The following is an 18887-nucleotide window of genomic DNA, read 5'->3' as shown; positions in this document are numbered from 1 at the left end:
CCCGAACACTCCTAGCTAAGGCACTTTTTGATTTCAAAAAAGCCTAAAAATATTATCCAACAAGGTTTTTAGATTTATTCAGCAAACCCTACTTAGTTTGAAAGATATTTTGTACCATTTTTTTATCTAAACCTGCGGCAACTTTATCTAATTCTGCTATTTCTCCTGTGTCTAAACTCCATCCTAAAGCGCCTAAATTATCCTCAGCTTGCCGAACATTTTTAGCTCCGGGGATAGGAATTGTTCCCTTACAGATACACCAATTTAAAGCAACTTGGCTAATAGTTTTATTTTTAGCTTGGGCGATAACTTCTAGGCAACTTATCAGAGGCGAAATAGCGGGAATTAATTGACCAAAAAGGAAGCGACGTAATCCTGGGGGTAAGTTTTTATTATCTCGATATTTCCCCGTTAATAACCCCAAAGCTAAGGGACTATAGGCAATAATTTTAATGCCCAATTGATCACATAGTTCCTTTAATCCTAAGTCAGTGAGAGGATAGGTAGAAAGGAGAGAATACTGTACCTGTAAACTGGCAATAGGAATGCCGCGACTGGCAAACTTTTGATAGGCAGACTTCAATCTTTTCGGTCCAAAATTGGATAAACCGACTCCTTTAACTAACCCCTTTTCCAGACAATCCCCCAATCCGTCTAATAATCCTCCCTCCTGCCATGGCGCATAATTGCCCGTTGACCAGTGCATTTGCACTAAATCCACTGGGCGGCCTAATCTGGTTGCCGAAGCTTGACAAGCTTTCACCATGGCATGACGGGTTAAACGCCAAGGATAAGGGGCGAGTTTGGTGGCAATACGGATATTATCAGCGTTATAACCGCTATATTCCCCTGTAAAGCGTCCTAATAGCTTCTCACTCTGTCCGTTGAGTTTGCCTGTCCCGTAGGAGTCTCCCGTATCAAATAGAGTGACACCCCGCTCGACGCAGAGATTAAAAACCGCTTGTAACTGGCTATCCATACTCTCATCGTAACCCCAGAGAAGACGATTTCCCCAGGCCCAAGTACCGCAGCCCATGGGGGGAAGGGATAGAGTTTGATGTGTGACTGTCAAGGGATTCATGGGTCAGTTTCTCTGGGTTTTTTCTCAAGCTTTCAGAGAGATATTTTACTACTAAATCGACTTAGGTTTTTGTTTAACAAATAATCCCCGCAACCAATAGTAAAAACTATCGATGTAAGTAAAGATTACCGGCACAACCACCAAAGTTAATAGGGTGGAAGTGGTAAAACCACCAATAACGGCAATCGCCATCGGTGCGCGAATTTCACCGTCTGCACCCAAAGCTAAAGCAATCGGTAACATCCCGGCAATTGTGGAAACGGAGGTCATAATAATTGGTCGTAAACGAGAGACTCCCGAATCAATCATCGCCTTAAATTGCGGTTTCCCTGCCTCAATGCCACTCAGGGCAAAATCTACTAACAGAATCGCATTTTTAGTGACTAATCCCATCAGTAAAACTATGCCAATTAAAGCGTATAAACCTAACTCTTTTTGGGTAATTAAAAGAGCAATTAAAGTGCCACCAATCGATAAAGGAAGGGAAGTTAAAATCGCTAGGGGATAGAGAAAATTGTTATACAACAAGACCAGAATCCCATAGATAGAAATAATTGCTAAACTTAACGCTCCCAAAAAACGAGCAAAGATATCGCGCATAATACGAGCATCACCAAAGGGTTCTTCTGTCACCTCTGGGGGTAAGTTTTTCATGATTGGTAAAGCGCGAATTTGTGTCACTGCACTTCCCAAAGAAACTCCCTCTAAATTAGCTCCAATATTAACCTGACGTTGACGGTTAAAGCGTTGAATTTCCGCCGGTCCACTACCTAAGCTAATTGTCGCCACCGAGTTAAGCGGTACTAACGTCCCATTACTGCTAGGAACGCGCAAATTTTGCAGAGTTTCTATCTCACTGCGTCCATCATTGGCAATTTTCACCCGGATGGGAATTTGTCGGTCGGCAAGGTTAAATTTAGCTAAATTAAACTCATTATCCCCGATTAAAGCCAAAGATGCAGTACGGGCGATCGCTCTGACCGAGACTCCCTGATCGGCAGCCCGGACGGGATCTGGTTGAATAATGATCTCCGGTTTAACTAAACTTACCCCCGAACTTACCTCGACAAAACCGGGTAATGCCCGCATTTCTCGCTCTAATTTTTGGGCAGTTTGGGTTAAAATATCGCCATTTTCACTTTTAAGGACTATAGCCACATCTTTAGTGCTTCCTGCTCCCCCCTGCGCCCGAAAAGTCACTCTAGCACCTGGTATCTTCTGGAAATCCCGGCGGGTTTGTTCCTCAAATTGCCGTTGAGTTAGCGATCGCTGTTCCTTAGGAACTAAATTAACATATATTAACCCGGTATTTACCCGTCCCGAATCTCCCGGAATAGCCAAAACATTAGCGACGGCGGGATTTTTTTGCAGTAAACTATTCACCTGATTAGCCACGGCAACAGTATCATTCAAAGTTGCACCGGGAGGCAATTCTAGACTGATCGTACTTAATCCGGTATCCCCAGAACTAAATAACCCTTTTGGAATCAAGGGAACTAACTGTAAACTACCGATAAAAAAGGCCAAAGCCGCCAATAAAGTCAGGATTCGATGACGTAAGGCCCAAGTTAACAAACTTTTGTAGGGACGAAAACGCGGGCGCGAGGAGGGATTATTATCACCGGTTTTCAGCTTTTTCGGCTGTAGAATATAGGCACTTAACATCGGGGTGACGGTGACAGCGATCAAACTGGAAAATAGGGTAGAAACCGCCACAGTAACGCCGAAAGGTTGAAAGAATTGGCCCGGCACACCGCCCATAAAAGCAACAGGCAGGAATACCGCTATAATTGCCGCCGCACTGGCTAAAACGGCTAATCCAATCTCTTTTGAGGCATCAAAGGCCGCTTGCAAGGGTTTTTTACCCATAGCTAAATGTTGATCGATGTCCTCCACCATACACACCGCATCATCGACAAGATTACCCAAAGCTAAAGCTAAGGCCAGTAGGGTCATGCCGTTAAGGGTATAATTTAGGGCCTGCATCACCCAAAAAGTCGGGAAAATCGACAAAGGCAGGGCCAAACCCGTGATAATCGTGGCGCGCCAATTGCCTAAAAATAGACCCACCGTGATCACCGTCATAATACAACCGATGATCAGATCGCTCAGAAGGCTTTCGTAACTAGCACGAATTGAGTCAGCACGGGTAAAAATTAATTGAAATTTAAGATCTTCGGGCAGTTTTTTCTTTAAATTCTCGATTTCTTGACGCACTGCTGTTTCTACCGTGACCAAAGTGCTGCCGGTCCCCCGTAAAATCGAAAAACCCACCACTGGCTGCCCATCTAAGAGGGCCATTTGTCGAGGATCACTGGAACTATCGCTAACTGTCCCTAAATTGCTTAAGGGGACGGTATCACCGTTAGGTAAAGAGATTTGATAATTTCTTAAATCTTCGATAGTTTCAGCGCTGCCGAGGGTGCGGACAGTTTGTTCACTGCCAGCGATTTCCGATCGCCCTCCGGGTAAATTAATATTAAAACTACGAATTTGGTCATTAACCGCCGTAGCCGTGATACCGTAGGCGATCAGACGACCAGGATCTAAATCTACACGCACTTCTCGATCGACTCCCCCAATCCGATTGACTCGCGCTACTCCCGGCACTCCTGTTAAAGCGCGGCCAATTTGACGATCGACTAGATCACTTAATTCGGCGATCGATCTTTTCGGGGAGGAGATGGTATAGTTCATCACTGCACCCCCGGCAAATTCTAAACGTTGGACAATTGGATCATTAGCATCTTGGGGTAAATCCTGTCGAATTTGCGCTATGGCATTCCGCACATCATTGGTAGCGCGATCGCTGTTAGTGCCAAGGATAAAGTTAACGGTGGTGCTGCTGCTGCCTTCGTTGACGGTAGAAGTAATTTGATCGATATTACCCAAAGCAGCCACCGCATCCTCGACTTTTTTGGTGACTTGAGTTTCCAATTCCTCTGGACCGGCGCCGGCTTGATTAACGGTGATAATCACGGCCGGAATGTCAATATTAGGAGAGCGATCGATCCCTAATCCTAGAAAGGCAATATATCCCATTAAGGCCATAACCAGGGAGATCAGGATCGTCGGAATGGGATTTTTGATAGACCAATTAGAAATATTAAAAGCCATAATTTCAGTTATCAGTTATCAGTTATCAGTTATCAGTTATCAGTTATCAGTTATCAGTTAACTGTAATTTTGTCGCCATCACCGAGATAGGCTGCCCCTTTGGCCACAATGCGATCGCCCGCTTGTAAACCGGTGAGAATTTCCACGCGATTATTCGGCATAATTTGACCTAATTGCACAGTTTTGGCGGTGACGGTGTTATCAGGTTGAACTAAATAAACTAGAGCTTGATTATCTTTTTGGGGTAAAACCGCGGTCATGGGGACGGTTAAACTATTGCTAGTATTCGTTACGATCGCACCTCGTAAAAACATCCCCGGTTTTAATCCTGTATTGTCGGTTAAATCGACTTCCACTGTTGCTTGACGGGATGCCTCATCGACGATGGGATTAATTTCGCGCACCTGTCCCGATAGTTTCAGACTGGTATTAGCATCGGAAGTGATAGTAACGGGCGCTCCGACGCGGATTAAGGGCAATTGATTCTCAGGAACCCGTAATCTTAGCTCTAAACGCCCATTTTCGATGATTTTAAAGAGAGCATTTTGACCGTTGGTGGTGTCCCCGATGCGGCCATTTCTTTCGGCAATTTTGCCACTGACCGGGGAAATCAGGCGCGTCTCGTTTAATTGGGCTTTAACTATGGCTAAACGGCTTTGAGCTTCCGCTAATTGGGCTGTAGCTTGGGCGATCACTTCGGGACGATTACCCGCTTGCAATTGTGCCAGTTGCTGCTCTGCTTCTCCTAAACGGGATTGGGTCTGTTGTACGATCGCCGCTTGGTTTCTTTCTTCGTTGAGGACCTCATCGAGACGATCCCGGGCGATCGCTCCTTCCGCTTCTAAACTTTGGTTTCTCTGGACGCGTTTTTTGGCCAAATCCCAATCCGATTGAGCTTGACTAATTTCGGCTTTTATGCGTTGAATAGTTTGTTTAGCTCCAGCGATCTCCTCTTTACGGCTACCCGCTTGCAATTCTGCCAAACGCGCCCGGGATTGGGCGACATTTGCCTGTGCTTGGGTTAATTGCGCTTGCAGGACGCTATCATCGAGACGAGCCAAAATTTGACCTTGGCTGACCCTATCCCCTTCATCCACAAAGATTTCTTTGATTTGTAGTCCTGTCGCTTGGGAAAGAATCGGGATTAATTCATAGGCTGCCACGCTTCCAGTCGCTTTCAAGGTGCGGGCCACGGGAGTAAATTCTACCCTAGTGGTGGTTACTGTTTGTGCTGGTGCTTCATTTTTTGCCGCTACGGGCTGAGTATTGGGGTTTTGGGCTGTTTGGGGTCGATTAGCGAAACGAGTCGCCCCTAGGGTCAATAAAACCCCTAATCCCACACCGATAAATAAACCCCGTCCTCCCGATAGCCAAGAGTTGGTTTTTGTCGGTTTTGGCGAGTATTCGGGTTCCTCTGGCTCAATTTCGGGATTAAATGCGATTTCTTCGGGAACTAGCGAATTATCGGCTGAATGCTGGTTATTTTCTAGGGTATCTGGCCGCACGGTCTGCCCTCTCGGTAGATTCTGGATAAAATGTTAAGTTTTGTATCCATTTATAATCTAACGGAAAAAGGTCACGGGTGGGGAAAGTGAGAAAGTGGACTTGCTCTAAAAATCCAAAATTGTCGTGTTTGGTGAGGATTCAGTAGGCAGTAGTCAGGAGACTCCGAGACAGGAGACTCCGAGACAGGAGAATTAAGAATGAGTAATAATCAATTAAATGGTTTATTTAGAGATTTTATGCCAGTTAATCTGGCTCTCCCCTACTTGTGGTCATAAGAAAAAGTTAAAAGCTAGTCAGATTTTTCTCGCCTGTCTGTCAGCGAAATCGGCTAATAAACAGGGATACATCCAACGGGAGTTGAGGATTGCACTTGATACCTTGGGAGAGATGCTACCGGGGACAATTTTTTTTATTCCCATGAGGTTAGAAGAATGCGAAATTCCTGATCTGCGACTTGCAGAAGTTAGCTTGAATCTGCGAGATATTCACCGGCTTGATTATTGGGAAGAAGACGGATTTGAGCAACTAGAAAGAGCAATTGGCTATCAGTTCAAGCTTGAACCGGAAGAGCCAAAACAACTGTTATCAGTATTTAACTTTGAGGTGGTGGGAGTAAATGCGAAGGGTGAGCAAATTAGAAAAGAGTCGAAACAGTCCCAATATTTCAGGGAAGATCTGGGCAAAGGCATCACCTTAGAAATGGTCGCCATTCCGGGGGGAACTTTCCTGATGGGAACAGAAGATGAGGAAATCGAAAGACTGGTTAAAAAATTTAATTGGGAAGGATTTAGAAGGGAAAGATCCCAACACAAAGTAACGATTCAACCTTTCTTCATGGGTAAATATCCCATCACCCAAGCTCAGTGGCAAGCGATCGCCTCTCGCACGGATTTAAAAGTTAAACAAGACCTTGATTTCAAGCCAGCCTCGAGTTCTGTGCGAGATTATCAAAACTAACGGTTCGGGAATACCGACTACCGAGTGAAGCGGAATGGGAATACGCTTGTCGTGCTGGAACCACCACCCCGTTTTACTTTGGGGAAACCATTACGGGGGAATTGGCTAACTACAATGCCAGTAATACCTACGCCGATGAACCGAACGGAGAATATCGAAACGAAACAACTCCCGTGGGACAATTTCCCCCAAACGCCTTTGGACTGTACGATATGCACGGCAATGTCCGGGAGTGGTGCGCCGATACTTGGCACGATAACTATGACGGTGCGCCGACGGATGGCAGTGTCTGGATAGAAAATGGTAATGATAATCGTTCTCCTCTGCGGGGCGGTTCCTGGGGCTACAATCCTACTTACTGCCGTTCCGCGATTCGCTACGACTACTACTTCCGCCGCGTCAACCGCATCAACAATTACGGTTTTCGGGTAGCCTGCGTTTTCGGGAGAACTCTCTAACCCTTTTTCCTTTTTCCCCTTTTACCCTCATTCCCTATTTTTTCTTTTTTCTTTTCTTTCCCGCCCTTAGGCGGGTCGATTTTGTAGGGGCGAACTCGACCCATTTGGTCGATTTTTGCTTAACAATTGTCAAGGATTGTTAAGATGCGCTTACCCTGCACTTTTCCCCTAGTTCCCAAAACTAAACTCTAGGAATTTTTAGCCACTGCCAAAGAGGATGAAGTGAGGGACGAAAAGAATTTAACTTAGTGTCAGCAGACTTTGAAAAATTAGGTGGGCATTGCCCACCTTAATCTTAGGATGGCGGTTTGTAGGTAGAAGCAACGGATAATTCCTTTAATTGCTTCGCTGCCACTGTCGAAGGTGCAGAAGTGAGTAAACAACTAGCTTGCTGGGTTTTCGGGAAAGCAATCACATCGCGAATCGATTCTTCTCCTGCTAACAACATCACCAAGCGATCTAAACCGTAGGCGATGCCACCGTGGGGAGGGGTTCCGTATTCAAAAGCTTCTAACAAAAAGCCGAATTTATTATAGGCTTCCTCTCGGGATAGACCGATGGTAGCGAAGACTTTTTCCTGTACTTCCCGTTGATAGATCCGCAAACTGCCGCCACCGATTTCAATACCATTAAAAATCATATCGTAGGCTAGGGCGCGAGCGTGGGCTAGATCGTCTAAATCTTCGGGATTAGGGGCAGTAAAGGGGTGATGCAATGCTTCCAGGCGTTTTTCCTCGGTGTTGTATTCAAACATCGGGAAATCCGTCACCCAGAGGAGGTTGATTTTCTCAGGATCAATTAATCCCAATTGTTCCCCTAAAACTAAGCGTAGGCGGGATAGGGATTTATTGACTGTATCGGTATCTCCTGCCCCAAATAAGAGCAGATGCCCCGGTTTTGCGCCAGTCTTCTCGATTAAAGCCTGTTTTTGTGCCTCTGTCAGGTTATCTTTAATAGCACCAATGGTATCAAAATCGTAGTCTTCGCGCACACGGATGTAGGCAATTCCCTTCGCACCCGCGTCGGTGGCTTCTTTGAATAAATCCCCACCCGGTTTGATTCTGACGTTAGAAATCGCCTCGTTACCGTTGGGAATCGGTAAAACTTTCACCGTCCCACCACTAGCGATCGCACCTGAAAACACCTTAAATCCCGAATCGGCAAAAATCTCCGCCACATTGACCAATTCCAAGCCAAAACGGGTATCGGGGCGATCGATCCCATAGCGATCCATAGCCTCAGCATAGGTTAAACGGGGCAGGGGTAGGCTTATAGCGATATTTTTGACTTTTTTGAAGATATGAGCTATTAAAGCCTCATTCAGGGCTAAAATCTCAGGTAAAGAGAGAAAACTCATCTCCATGTCCAACTGAGTAAATTCCGGTTGACGATCAGCGCGCAGATCTTCATCGCGGAAACAGCGGGCGATTTGATAGTAGCGATCCATTCCCGACACCATTAATAATTGCTTAAATAGTTGCGGTGATTGGGGTAAAGCGTACCATTGGCCCGGGTTGACACGGGAAGGAACTAGATAATCCCGCGCCCCTTCGGGAGTCGATCGAGTTAAAATTGGCGTTTCCACTTCAATAAAATGCTGTTCATCTTCGAGAAAACGGCGCATTTCCTTGACAACTTGGTGACGTAGTTGTAAATTCTGACTCATACGCTCCCGGCGTAGGTCTAGATAGCGGTATCGCAAGCGCACATCTTCTCGTACCGATTCACTTTCGGAACTAGAGACGACAAAAGGCAGTTGTTTAGTAACCCCATTGAGAATCTCGATGCTAGTGGCGTAAATTTCGATTTCTCCGGTGGCAATGCGCGGGTTAAGGGATTCGGTAGGCCTTTGACTGACTGTTCCCGTCACCTTGATGACATACTCGTTTCTGACGGTTTCAGCGATGGGGTAGGAAGCGGGGGTTCGTTGGGGATCACTGACGATCTGGACAATACCACTGCGATCCCGCAGATCGATAAAAATAACGCCACCGTGATCGCGACGACGATCGACCCAACCGAAGAGGGTGACACTTTTTTCAATTTCGATCGCGCTAAGGTCGCCACAGTAGTGAGTTCGCATAGTCTAACTAGAGAATTACTTATATTACGAATGTAGTATAGAAAGGATGTGGCCAGAAAAAAATCAGACGGCCTTGCTCATTATGCCGGTATTTTGTCACTCTTGTCCCTTTGTTTAGGGTATTTTTATGGTCTCCTCGTCCTCAGCTATCAGCTTTTCGCCGATCAGCTATAATCAACAAGGCTCCTCTAGCAGTTAGCGATTTTGAACGATTAAAATCATGAATTCCTTAGAAAAAAAAATGGTGCAACTGTTAAGAGAACTCAGGGAAGATCACCATGTTTCAGGGGTAAAAGCGGAATTCGAGACGGAAGGAACCCGACTGACGGAAGCGATGCGGTTGAAAGAAATTAGTCTGAAAGCGGGGGTAGATTTTAATCTGAAAATCGCCGGTTGCGAAGCGATCAGAGATATATTTGATGCGGTTAATTTAGGAGTCGATCGCTTGATTGCTCCCATGGTAGAAACAGCCTACGCTTTACAAAAATATCTGCGGGCAGCTAGGAGGGTTTTAGCTGATCAACGGGTGGAAGATGTGGAGTTATTAGTTAATATCGAAACGATTACTGCCTGCGAGAATTTTCAGGAAATGTTGGCGATTCCAGAGATAAAATCTCTCCATGGTATCGTGATCGGACGGATGGATTTAGCCTGTTCTTTGGGATTAACTCGCCAGGATGTCAATAGCGAGCAAATTTTGGCTCTGGCTTTACCTTTGGCAAAAAAAGCTAAGGCTGCCGGTTTGACTGTTGCCATTGGGGGTGGGGTGTCACTGCATTCTTTACCGTTTTTCAAAATGTTCTGCCAAGGACATTTTGACCGCTTCGAGACGCGCAAAGTTATCTTTGATTGTCCCCAAGCTTTGGATAATTTTACTTTAGCTTTCCAAAAGGCGATCGAGTTTGAATTACTCTGGCTAGAGAATAAAAAAAATTATTATGGTGCTATTGTTCGTGAAGATGCCCAGCGTTTAGAAATCTTGCATAATTTACTTTTTGGTTAAAGATATTGGTCCTTCGATCGATCGTGCAAAACCTAGGCATATCCAATCAATCTGACAAATAAAAGGTAAGTCCGGCTGGATAAATCTAAAAACCTTGTTGGATCAGATTTTTAGGCTTTTTGGTTTCCAAAAAGTGCCAGGGATTGGATCGATCGGGGCGAAATTGGCTCTCTTATTCTTGGTGTGATCAGTTTAACTTACTATAGAAGCGATCAATCTTTGTGTCCTCTGTGTCTCTGTGGTTCCTTCCACACCCCCGCCCCCACCAACCAACTTTTTGCTGCAAACCCTAGATAGTTAACAGTTTCCCATCCCCAGTAGCTAATCTGGATACTTTTCTCGCAGCACATCTGGTCTATTTTGTCAAAAAAACTTTTTCGTTTTAACATAAGTACACATATTTTTGACAAAAGATCTTTTTCGACAAAGGATCAATTGGCAAGTTTTTCCCAGGGACGAATTAGTAATCCTAGACGTGGCAAGGGTTTCAAGGCACAAAGCTTAAAAACGCACAGAGTAATCCAATTCTTAGATTTTAGCAGCAGGCTGTAACTATTGCAATCTCGTTGACAAATAGGAATTTTTCTCAATTATTTTTTAAGAAAAGTAAAGATGAAGGAATGTAAATTTAAATCTTCTCAAGTATATTGGGATTTTGATAAATTTTACTTATGTAAAGTAACCCTTAGCATTTAGCTTCTTCGAGCAGTTATCTTATTGGTGAAGTACAAAGTTGTCGTTTTGGCAAGTCTCCGAGCAAGGAGAAGATGCCAAATCCAGTTATAATTCATCTTGATCAGAAACGCTATATTTTTCAGTGTAATTAGTGAATTTCCTTTTTATTATCAATCTAGCTGATGGCTGACGGCTAATAGCTTTCTTTTTCCTCTGTCACCAGAGTAATACCTGTCCATTCTCCCTTCTCGTTATAAGAACGAATTAAGCGCTGTCTTTGAGTAGGAGAAAGTAACCAACCCACCTCTAAAACAAAAGGATGACCGGCAGTAATTTTCAGAGGGGTATTACAGGAAGAACCATCCGGCAGTAGCAGGATTTGCACCGGCAGCGGACTATTTTCAAACAACAATCTTTGTCCCTCAATACGAGCGCTAGAAGTAATTTGATTATCACCAAAAGTCAAAGTTTGCGAGAGATAATTATCCCCCTGACGCTCGATCAAGAGATGGGTAGAATAGGCAGGAGAATTATAAAAATCTCGTCCCGTTGTCACCGCTTGTCCCCGCCATTGACCCAGTAATTGATCCACCGTTAACATCGGTCTTTCTGGGGAGCTAGAATCAACTAACTTTTCTCGAATTAAAGTCAAGCGATCGAACTCACAGCGTTCATTAAATAACTGTACGATTCTTAATCGTCTTTCCCCAGAGATTAACCCAAATTCTGCGCCAAATTGTGAGGAAAAACTACTAAAATATAGAGAACCTTGGCAAAAGGCCCCCGTCTGGCTAAACAGAATACCCTGATTGAGAGAACCATACTCTAAAATCAAATCTTCCGGCACTTGATCGCTGTAGAAACGGCGGACCAATTGACGCATTGAGCGATTATTATTAATGCCTTGCAAAGATACCAAAGTTGGGGTATCTTCGATCAGATCGCCTTGGGGAGACAGACGGGTAAAAGAACCTTGCCATTGACCGAGATTTTTTAGTAAACATTCCCACTGGGAGAGCATAATAATTGAAGTAATTGGGGTAAATAGGACAAAATACATGGGAACAATTCGATTAATGCACGCCAAACTCCATCGAGTGCGCGTCAGCGAGGCTAACGTCGATTATGTCGGCAGTATCACTATCGATCGAGAATTGATTGAGCGGGTCGGTATTTTGCCCCTTGAAGAAGTGGATGTGGTCAATCTTAGCAATGGTAAGCGCTTTTCCACCTACGTTTTTCCGGGCCAAACTGGGGAAATCTGCCCCAACGGTGGTGCGGCTCTGCTCTGTCAACCCGGAGATATTTTGATTATCTATGCCTACGAACAACGTCCGAGGCAAGAAGTTCTCGAAAACGGTCATTTTGCCAAAGTTCTCGTCGCTGATGCTGAAAATCGCTGTCAGCAATTTTTTGAACAGAGCCTAATTCCCCGGGGTGATGGTCGGGGAGTGGAATTTTATAGCCAAGAATGCTGATTCTTGTCCTAAATTTGTTAACTTTCCCGTCATAATGAGAATAAGTAATGTAAACTTTCTTAGAATCAGCCCCCATGCGTGTAATTCTCATGACCGGTAAAGGAGGCGTGGGTAAAACCTCCGTCGCCGCCGCTACAGGACTCCGCTGCGCCGAACTTGGCTATAAAACCCTAGTTCTCAGCACCGATCCCGCTCACTCTCTCGCTGACAGTTTCGATCTCGAATTAGGTCACGATCCTCGTTTGGTACGCCCCCATCTTTGGGGGGCAGAATTAGATGCACTAATGGAGTTAGAAGGCAACTGGGGCGCAGTAAAACGTTACATTACCCAGGTATTGCAAGCTAGGGGTTTAGATGGAGTGCAAGCAGAAGAATTAGCGATTTTACCCGGAATGGATGAGATTTTCGGCTTAGTTCGCATGAAGCGCCACTACGATGAGGGTACTTATGATGTGTTGATTATCGATTCCGCACCCACGGGTACAGCCTTACGATTGCTGAGTTTGCCAGAAGTGGGCGGTTGGTACATGAGAAGATTTTACAAACCGTTACAGGGAATGTCGATGGCATTGCGACCACTGGTAGAACCTTTATTTCGACCGATCGCCGGTTTTTCCCTACCGGACAAGGAAGTTATGGACGCTCCCTACGAGTTTTATGAGCAGATCGAGGCTTTAGAAAAGGTTTTGACCGATAATACTCAAACCTCGGTACGTTTGGTGACAAACCCCGAAAAAATGGTGATTAAGGAGTCTTTACGCGCCCATGCCTATCTAAGTCTCTATAATGTTTCCACCGATTTGATTATTGCCAATCGGATTATTCCCGACAAAGTAACCGATCCTTTCTTTGCCCGTTGGAAAGAAAATCAACAGGTTTATAAACAGGAAATTTACGATAATTTTCATCCTTTACCGGTTAAGGAAGTTCCTCTCTACTCCGAAGAAATGTGTGGTTTACCCGCTTTGGAAAGACTGAAAGAAACTCTTTTTGCCGAGGAAGATCCGACTAAGGTTTATTACCAGGAAAACACCATTCGGGTAGTTCAACAGGAAAATAATTACAGTCTGGAATTATATTTACCCGGCATACCCAAGGAACAAATACAACTAAATAAAACTGGAGACGAGTTAAATATTCGCATTGGTAATCACCGTCGTAATTTAGTCTTGCCCCAAGCTTTAGCAGCCCTGAAACCTTCTGGAGCAAAAATGGAAGATGATTACCTGAAAATCCGTTTTAGCAACGTGGTGAAAGTGTAATTTTCTTAGAGTAGGTGGGAAGCTTTTCAGTGATCAGTAAACAGTAATCAGTGAACAGTAAACAGTAAAAAGACAGTAGGAAACTGCTATTTAATACTGCACACTTAAAAACTTACATCTGATATAACTGATAACTGATAACTGATAACTGATAACTGATAACTGATAACTGATAACTGATAACTGATAACTGATAACTGATAACTGATAACTGCGTAGGGGAATTTTTAGTACAAATGCTCAAAATTCCTCTCCCTGCTCCCTTCTTCGGTGCAGTCTTAACGAGTAATTTAGATAGGGTTTACTGATGATTTTTCCAGAAAAATCAAGAGAGCCACCTTTTTTCTAACCATGCCAGGACACTTTTAACATCCGCCACTTTTTCTCCTTCAGGTACAGGTGGACGTTGTATCATTACCACGATTATTCCCAACTCTCTAGCGGCGATAATTTTGGCGTAAGTGGCATCACCGCCGCTATTTTTACTCACGATCGCCCCAATCTTATATTCTTGCAAAAGAGAGCGCTCTGACTGTAAGGAAAAAGGCCCCCGTGCCAACAATAATTTTCCAACCGGTACGATGGCATCCGCTGCCGGTGGGTCGATCATCCGCATCAAAAACCAGATATTTTTTAAATGTGCATAACTTGCCAGTTCTTGCCGACCAATAGTGAGAAATATCCGCAGCGCTAACCCTGGTAAAATATTCGCCGCTGCTTGATTGTTTTCTACTTCAATCCAATTATCTCCAGATACTTTTTCCCAAGCTGGACGACTTAAGATTAATCGAGGAATACCACAATCCGAGGCGGCTTGAGCGGCATTAAAGGAAATTTGCGCGGCAAAGGGATGGGTGGCATCAATTAAACAATCAATGCGTTCTTGACGCAGATAATTGGCTAACCCGGTGGCACCACCAAACCCCCCCCTGCGAGAAGGAGTTGTGAGAGTAATCGGTTCTCTCGTGCGACCGGCCAAAGAAGCGATGGCATCTATACCCGGAATTGCCGCAATTTTAGCCGCTAATGCCGCCGCTTCCCCCGTTCCCCCTAAAATCAGCACTTTTTTATTTTTAGTCATCTAGCAATTGCCAAAAGGTTAACTAATTTTCCATCTTCCTATCTTCCCTTGCAAAGGAAGGAGATTTGACGGGGTTAGCTTCTCGCCTGAAGAAACTCTCTACTGGCGCTTAGAAATTAGTTGAATCGAAACATCTGCTCGGTTGATTGGGTTGGTTGGTGGCAAAATTTTGCCGGGGTTTTCAACCCAAATTTTCGATAAAGGTGAAGTATAATCTGACTGGGAATCGTCTCCTGTCTCTCCTATCCCCAACCCGAAAACCTTATACCTCACCATTAAGATAACTGCTCTAAAAAAATAGCAAACTAAGAAAATTTCTCCTTTGCTACTTTTGCCGTGAACAACTATGTTAAAGAAAGTCAATTATCTGCGATCACTATCCTGTTTCCTCGCTATAATCCTCTGGAGTAGTCCTCTAGGGATTAACCCTAGCCTCGCGGTCAATAATAACTGTCAACTGTCCGAATCGGAAATCAAACAACAAGAAAATCTGCGTCAAACTTCCCCCCAAGAATATAACATTTTATTGCAGAAATATGCTGAACAATTGCGCTTTTGTCGTTCCCGACACTGGTTACAGGAACAAGCGATCTGGTTACGTCTCTACTCCTGTGATACCCGTCCCGGATCGATGGAAAGTATCCTCGATCGCATCGTGGCCAAAGGTTATAATACAGTTTATCTGGAAGTTTTTGCCGATGGTCAAGTCTTATTACCTCCTAACAATAATCCCACCGTTTGGGATAGCGTGATTAAAAATCCGGGTGCGGGAAATGTGGATTTATTAGCACAGGCGATCGAACAGGGACATAAACGCGGTTTAAAGGTTTATGCTTGGTTATTTAGCCTCAATTTTGGCTATGCTTATAGCTTAAAACCCGAGCGACAGGAGGTGTTAGCACGCAATGGTAAAGGACAGGATAGCACCTCTTTTGTCGATGATCGATCCCAAACTTTTGTCGATCCCTACAGTAATCAAGCGCGACAGGATTATTTAATTCTCCTAGAAGCCATTTTACAACGTCGTCCCGATGGAGTTTTATTTGATTATATTCGCTATCCCAGAGGAACAGGAGTCGATTCCGTGGCTGATAATGTCCAAGATTTATGGATTTTTAGTCCGGCATCCCGACAAGCTTTAATTAATCGAGGATTGAATAATAAGGGCAAATTTTTAATCGATCGCTATCTGACTCGCGGCAAAATTTCCCCCCATGATATCGTCGAAGCCGATCGCCTTTATCCCCAAGAAACCGCCCCTCTTTGGCAGGGTAGAATCCCCTTAGAAGAGGAGATGAAACAATCAGTTAAAAGTCGTTTTGATCGCCTGAAATTAGAACTTTGGTTCCTAGCGGTTGCCCATGCTGCCCAGGGTGTAATTGATTATATTAGTTATTTTTCCGCCCTAGTGGAACGTCAGGGAATTCCCGCCGGGGCAGTGTTTTTTCCTGATGGAAATCGTCTTGTGGGTAATCAAGGTTTTGATTCCCGGTTACAAGCTTGGGATAGTTTTCCCGCTTCCCTAGAATGGCATCCCATGTCCTACGCTAATTGTAACGATACTACCTGTGTGGTTAATCAGATCAAAAGAGTAGTGGCAAGCAGGGGAAATCAAACTCCTGTTATCCCAGCTTTAGCGGGTTTATGGGGACAACCCTATAACAATCGTCCCTCCTTAGAAGTGCAAATGGAAGCGATTCGCCTAGCTTTTCCCAGCATAGATAGTATCAGTCATTTTGCTTTTTCTTGGCAAGAACCACAATTCGATCGAGCCAGAAGATTTTGTCATAAGTAACCGCATTTACACTTCCACTTTCACTTCCTCTGTCTCTGTTTTTTCCTGTAGTGGGGGAACTATCAAAGGCGGCAGTTCTGGTTCGGCGGTGTTGAGAGTCGGCGTAATATCGACGTAGTTAATCACCGCCCCTAAAATTTTCACTTCCGCTTCTGTTAACTGGTCAGTTGCTTCACTCAAGAGACTAGAACGAGTTATCGCCTGGCGCGTTACCAGAATAATCCCGTCCGCTAGTTCTTCTAAGAGCAGCGCATCATTACAGCTAGACAGAGAAGGAGTATCCACAATCACCAGATCGAAACGGCCGCGAGAATCTTTGAGAATTAATTGTAATTCGCTCGATTCAATGATAGCTGCCGCTTGTTTTTGCGGACCGGGACTAGGCAAAATGGAAAGGTTTTCTATATTTGGGGCCAGCCGGATCGATTTACTTTTTGCCCCGTAGTAAAGTAGGGGTTCTCGGAAAGAATTGGGATCGGGAGTGACTCCGATTTCTTCGGCCTTAGAGGGACTTCTCAGATCTCCTTCGACTAACAGAGTCCGTCGGCCCGCTAAAGACGCAGCGATCGCCAGATTATAGGCAGTGGCAGTTTTCCCCTCTCCGCCAGTAATACTGGTGACAATGACCACTTTCGCCGTTTCGCCGCCGCCCACAAGTCGCAGGGTACTGCGTAAACGTTCGTAGTAGGGGAGATAATTGGCATTAGCATCGGCGAGAATCGGCTCGATTTCCTCGCCCTCTAAATTCCGGACAATGGGCAATTGTCCTAAGAGTAGTATATCCCGACTAACCAAAGCTTCCCGCAATTCTTGGGGACTGTGCAGGCGATCATCGATCACTGCTAACAGGAGAATCGTACCCAATCCGGCTAAAGTTCCCAAACCAGCACCCACCAAGAGAATCAAGGTACGATTCTTGCGGTTAAACACCTGTTCGATCGGTTGAGCCACTGGCGGTTGGGCGACGGTGAGACTACCCACGGTTTCCGCTTCTGCAGCCTGAGCATCCACCAGAGCATTGAGAATATTCTCGTAGATACCCCGTTGAAAGGCGACGGCTTGGGTTAAACGAGCTTGCTGTAGCTGTTTATCGGGGAATTTCTCGTATTGGGAGCGTAATTGCTGTTCCTGAGTCACTAAGGATTCTAATTGTTTCATTAAACCCTCGCGCTGGGTTTGCAGGGTGACTAATTGAGCCGCTAGTTGTTGACGGGTGGCATCGAGATTACTTTGCTGACGGATGCGACTGCTGGGAAGATCGGTCAGGATGCCATCTTTTCCGATCACCTCGGCGGCTCTTTTTTGTAAGAGAGATTCGTTAACTTGCTGTTCTTTGCGTAATTTAGCTACGGTGGGATGTTCGGGACGTAAATCCTTCTGTAGTCGCTCCAATTGGGCTTCCGTACCCAATATCTGCGCTCGGATACTGGCAATAATCGGGTCGGCACTAAGGGCCGAGGAGGTGTAAGCTTGATCGGGGGTTAAATCGAGTTGTTTACTCAGACTATTAATCTGTCCTTGAATGCCTTGCAGTTCTAGGCGAATTTCTCGCTGTTGCTGTTGACTACTGGTGATCGCGGTGAATAAACTCCCATCTTGAATCGCCAATAAATCTGACCCCTGGGTACTAATGTAGCGATAAAACTTTTCTTCGGCTCTGGTTAAATCTTTTTGGACTTCGTTAAGTCGGACACTGAGAGCTTCTATGCGGGCCCGTAACTGAGAAGTATTCAGCCAGCGACTGTATTCCACCATTTCCTTCATCAAGGTTTCGAGAATTAACTCCGCCTTGGACTGGGAGTCAGCTGTTAACTCTAAAAGTATCTCTTGGGGTTGGTCGGTTCCTGTAGACCGATTGCTATTATTTTTTTGTCCCTCCGCTTCACCGGGGAAGGTGATTTTCAAATCTTGATCGCGAATTTTAACGATCTGTTCCTGATTAAATTGCAGTTTTTGGGCTGTATTGACCAATACCCGGGGAGACAGCAGTAAATCGCGGTCAATAGCCCGCCCTTGTTCTTGCAGTTGGGTTCCTGTACTGGTAAAAGCCGGCGGCGGCACCCGGTAGGCCAATTGTCCCACCGCCCGATAAAAGGTGGGGGGTTTCTCAGGATCGGGTAGGAGAGCAAAGATCACAGAACCGCCTAAACAGACGAGGAAGACGAATATTCCCACAAATTTGTTCTGATCTAGCGAGATGAGAAATCGTTTAACAATTGGTAGAGCCATAGCTTTTTAATATATTCCCAGATTCTTTACATTTTAGCGGTCAAGAGTGATTCTCGCCCTTGAAATCCTAGCTTTTGACATCCTCACCGCCGTAAACGGACGGTGATTCCCAAACCTCACGATTTAGGTTTCTGCTTCTTTCCCTTGCGGGGTTCCGCACCT

The 18887-nt window shown here is 45.0% G+C and carries 11 protein-coding genes and 1 pseudogene; 5 read left to right on the top strand and 7 right to left on the bottom strand.

Features of this window, described 5'->3' with window-relative positions:
• Positions 1-88 precede the first annotated feature (88 nt).
• Genes BGL89_RS14645 through BGL89_RS14635 form a run of 3 tightly spaced genes read right to left on the bottom strand, consistent with a single transcriptional unit; the run spans position 89 to position 5703 of the window.
• Complete coding sequence (locus BGL89_RS14645; RefSeq protein ID WP_286826321.1) at positions 89-1081, bottom strand: aldo/keto reductase; 993 nt, start codon at positions 1079-1081, stop codon at positions 89-91.
• A 51-nt stretch (positions 1082-1132) separates the two neighbouring features.
• On the bottom strand, positions 1133-4198 hold the full coding sequence (locus BGL89_RS14640; RefSeq protein WP_286826320.1) for an efflux RND transporter permease subunit: 3066 nt from the start codon (positions 4196-4198) through the stop codon (positions 1133-1135).
• Between the two features lie 53 nt (positions 4199-4251).
• On the bottom strand, positions 4252-5703 hold the full coding sequence (locus BGL89_RS14635; protein WP_286826319.1) for an efflux RND transporter periplasmic adaptor subunit: 1452 nt from the start codon (positions 5701-5703) through the stop codon (positions 4252-4254).
• Between the two features lie 277 nt (positions 5704-5980).
• On the opposite strand from BGL89_RS14635, the pseudogene BGL89_RS14630 reads away from it, so the two are divergent.
• Positions 5981-7119: pseudogene (locus BGL89_RS14630) on the top strand (SUMF1/EgtB/PvdO family nonheme iron enzyme); the annotation flags it as partial.
• A 295-nt stretch (positions 7120-7414) separates the two neighbouring features.
• On the opposite strand, the gene aspS reads toward BGL89_RS14630, so the two are convergent.
• Positions 7415-9202 carry an aspartate--tRNA ligase gene (aspS, locus tag BGL89_RS14625; protein ID WP_286826318.1) on the bottom strand — a complete coding sequence of 596 codons (1788 nt, stop codon included), beginning with the start codon at positions 9200-9202 and terminating at the stop codon, positions 7415-7417.
• A 220-nt stretch (positions 9203-9422) separates the two neighbouring features.
• On the opposite strand from aspS, the gene BGL89_RS14620 reads away from it, so the two are divergent.
• Positions 9423-10205, top strand: a complete 783-nt coding sequence (locus tag BGL89_RS14620; RefSeq protein WP_286826317.1) for an aldolase/citrate lyase family protein — start codon at positions 9423-9425, stop codon at positions 10203-10205.
• Between the two features lie 868 nt (positions 10206-11073).
• Here BGL89_RS14620 and BGL89_RS14615 read toward each other — a convergent pair.
• Complete coding sequence (locus BGL89_RS14615; protein WP_286826322.1) at positions 11074-11901, bottom strand: DUF3598 family protein; 828 nt, start codon at positions 11899-11901, stop codon at positions 11074-11076.
• A gap of 37 nt (positions 11902-11938) precedes the next feature.
• On the opposite strand from BGL89_RS14615, the gene panD reads away from it, so the two are divergent.
• Together panD and BGL89_RS14605 are read left to right on the top strand one after the other, a co-directional pair.
• Positions 11939-12358: an aspartate 1-decarboxylase gene (panD, locus tag BGL89_RS14610; protein ID WP_052277873.1), complete on the top strand. Its 420-nt coding sequence runs from the start codon at positions 11939-11941 to the stop codon at positions 12356-12358.
• 74 nt (positions 12359-12432) lie between these two features.
• Positions 12433-13620 carry a TRC40/GET3/ArsA family transport-energizing ATPase gene (locus BGL89_RS14605; protein WP_286826316.1) on the top strand — a complete coding sequence of 396 codons (1188 nt, stop codon included), beginning with the start codon at positions 12433-12435 and terminating at the stop codon, positions 13618-13620.
• Between the two features lie 325 nt (positions 13621-13945).
• Here BGL89_RS14605 and BGL89_RS14600 read toward each other — a convergent pair whose 3' ends face one another.
• Positions 13946-14701 carry a cobalt-precorrin-6A reductase gene (locus tag BGL89_RS14600; protein WP_286826315.1) on the bottom strand — a complete coding sequence of 252 codons (756 nt, stop codon included), beginning with the start codon at positions 14699-14701 and terminating at the stop codon, positions 13946-13948.
• A gap of 346 nt (positions 14702-15047) precedes the next feature.
• Between BGL89_RS14600 and BGL89_RS14595 the strand changes: the two genes are divergently transcribed.
• A complete protein-coding gene (locus tag BGL89_RS14595) occupies positions 15048-16496 on the top strand; it encodes a family 10 glycosylhydrolase (protein WP_286826314.1) in 1449 nt (482 codons plus the stop codon).
• 6 nt (positions 16497-16502) lie between these two features.
• On the opposite strand, the gene BGL89_RS14590 is transcribed toward BGL89_RS14595, so the two are convergent.
• Entirely contained in the window at positions 16503-18725 is a 2223-nt protein-coding gene (locus BGL89_RS14590) for a GumC family protein (RefSeq protein WP_286826313.1), read from the bottom strand.
• Positions 18726-18887: the final 162 nt, after the last annotated feature.

This window comes from Microcystis sp. LSC13-02 (genome assembly GCA_002282935.1).
In the GTDB taxonomy this organism is placed as follows: Bacteria; Cyanobacteriota; Cyanobacteriia; order Cyanobacteriales; family Microcystaceae; genus Microcystis.
Note: the sequence above shows the minus strand (reverse complement) of the source record. Positions and strands in the feature narration are given on the sequence as shown.

Bases quoted from the DNA above. Each gene is read 5' to 3' on its own strand.
- BGL89_RS14595 (WP_286826314.1), top strand. From the start codon at position 15,048: ATGTTAAAGAAAGTCAATTATCTGCGATCACTATCCTGTTTCCTCGCT.
- BGL89_RS14605 (WP_286826316.1), top strand. From the start codon at position 12,433: ATGCGTGTAATTCTCATGACCGGTAAAGGAGGCGTGGGTAAAACCTCC.
- BGL89_RS14615 (WP_286826322.1), bottom strand. From the start codon at position 11,901: ATGCTCTCCCAGTGGGAATGTTTACTAAAAAATCTCGGTCAATGGCAA.
- aspS (WP_286826318.1), bottom strand. From the start codon at position 9,202: ATGCGAACTCACTACTGTGGCGACCTTAGCGCGATCGAAATTGAAAAA.
- BGL89_RS14600 (WP_286826315.1), bottom strand. From the start codon at position 14,701: ATGACTAAAAATAAAAAAGTGCTGATTTTAGGGGGAACGGGGGAAGCG.
- panD (WP_052277873.1), top strand. From the start codon at position 11,939: ATGGGAACAATTCGATTAATGCACGCCAAACTCCATCGAGTGCGCGTC.
- BGL89_RS14620 (WP_286826317.1), top strand. From the start codon at position 9,423: ATGAATTCCTTAGAAAAAAAAATGGTGCAACTGTTAAGAGAACTCAGG.
- BGL89_RS14590 (WP_286826313.1), bottom strand. From the start codon at position 18,725: ATGGCTCTACCAATTGTTAAACGATTTCTCATCTCGCTAGATCAGAAC.
- BGL89_RS14640 (WP_286826320.1), bottom strand. From the start codon at position 4,198: ATGGCTTTTAATATTTCTAATTGGTCTATCAAAAATCCCATTCCGACG.
- BGL89_RS14645 (WP_286826321.1), bottom strand. From the start codon at position 1,081: ATGAATCCCTTGACAGTCACACATCAAACTCTATCCCTTCCCCCCATG.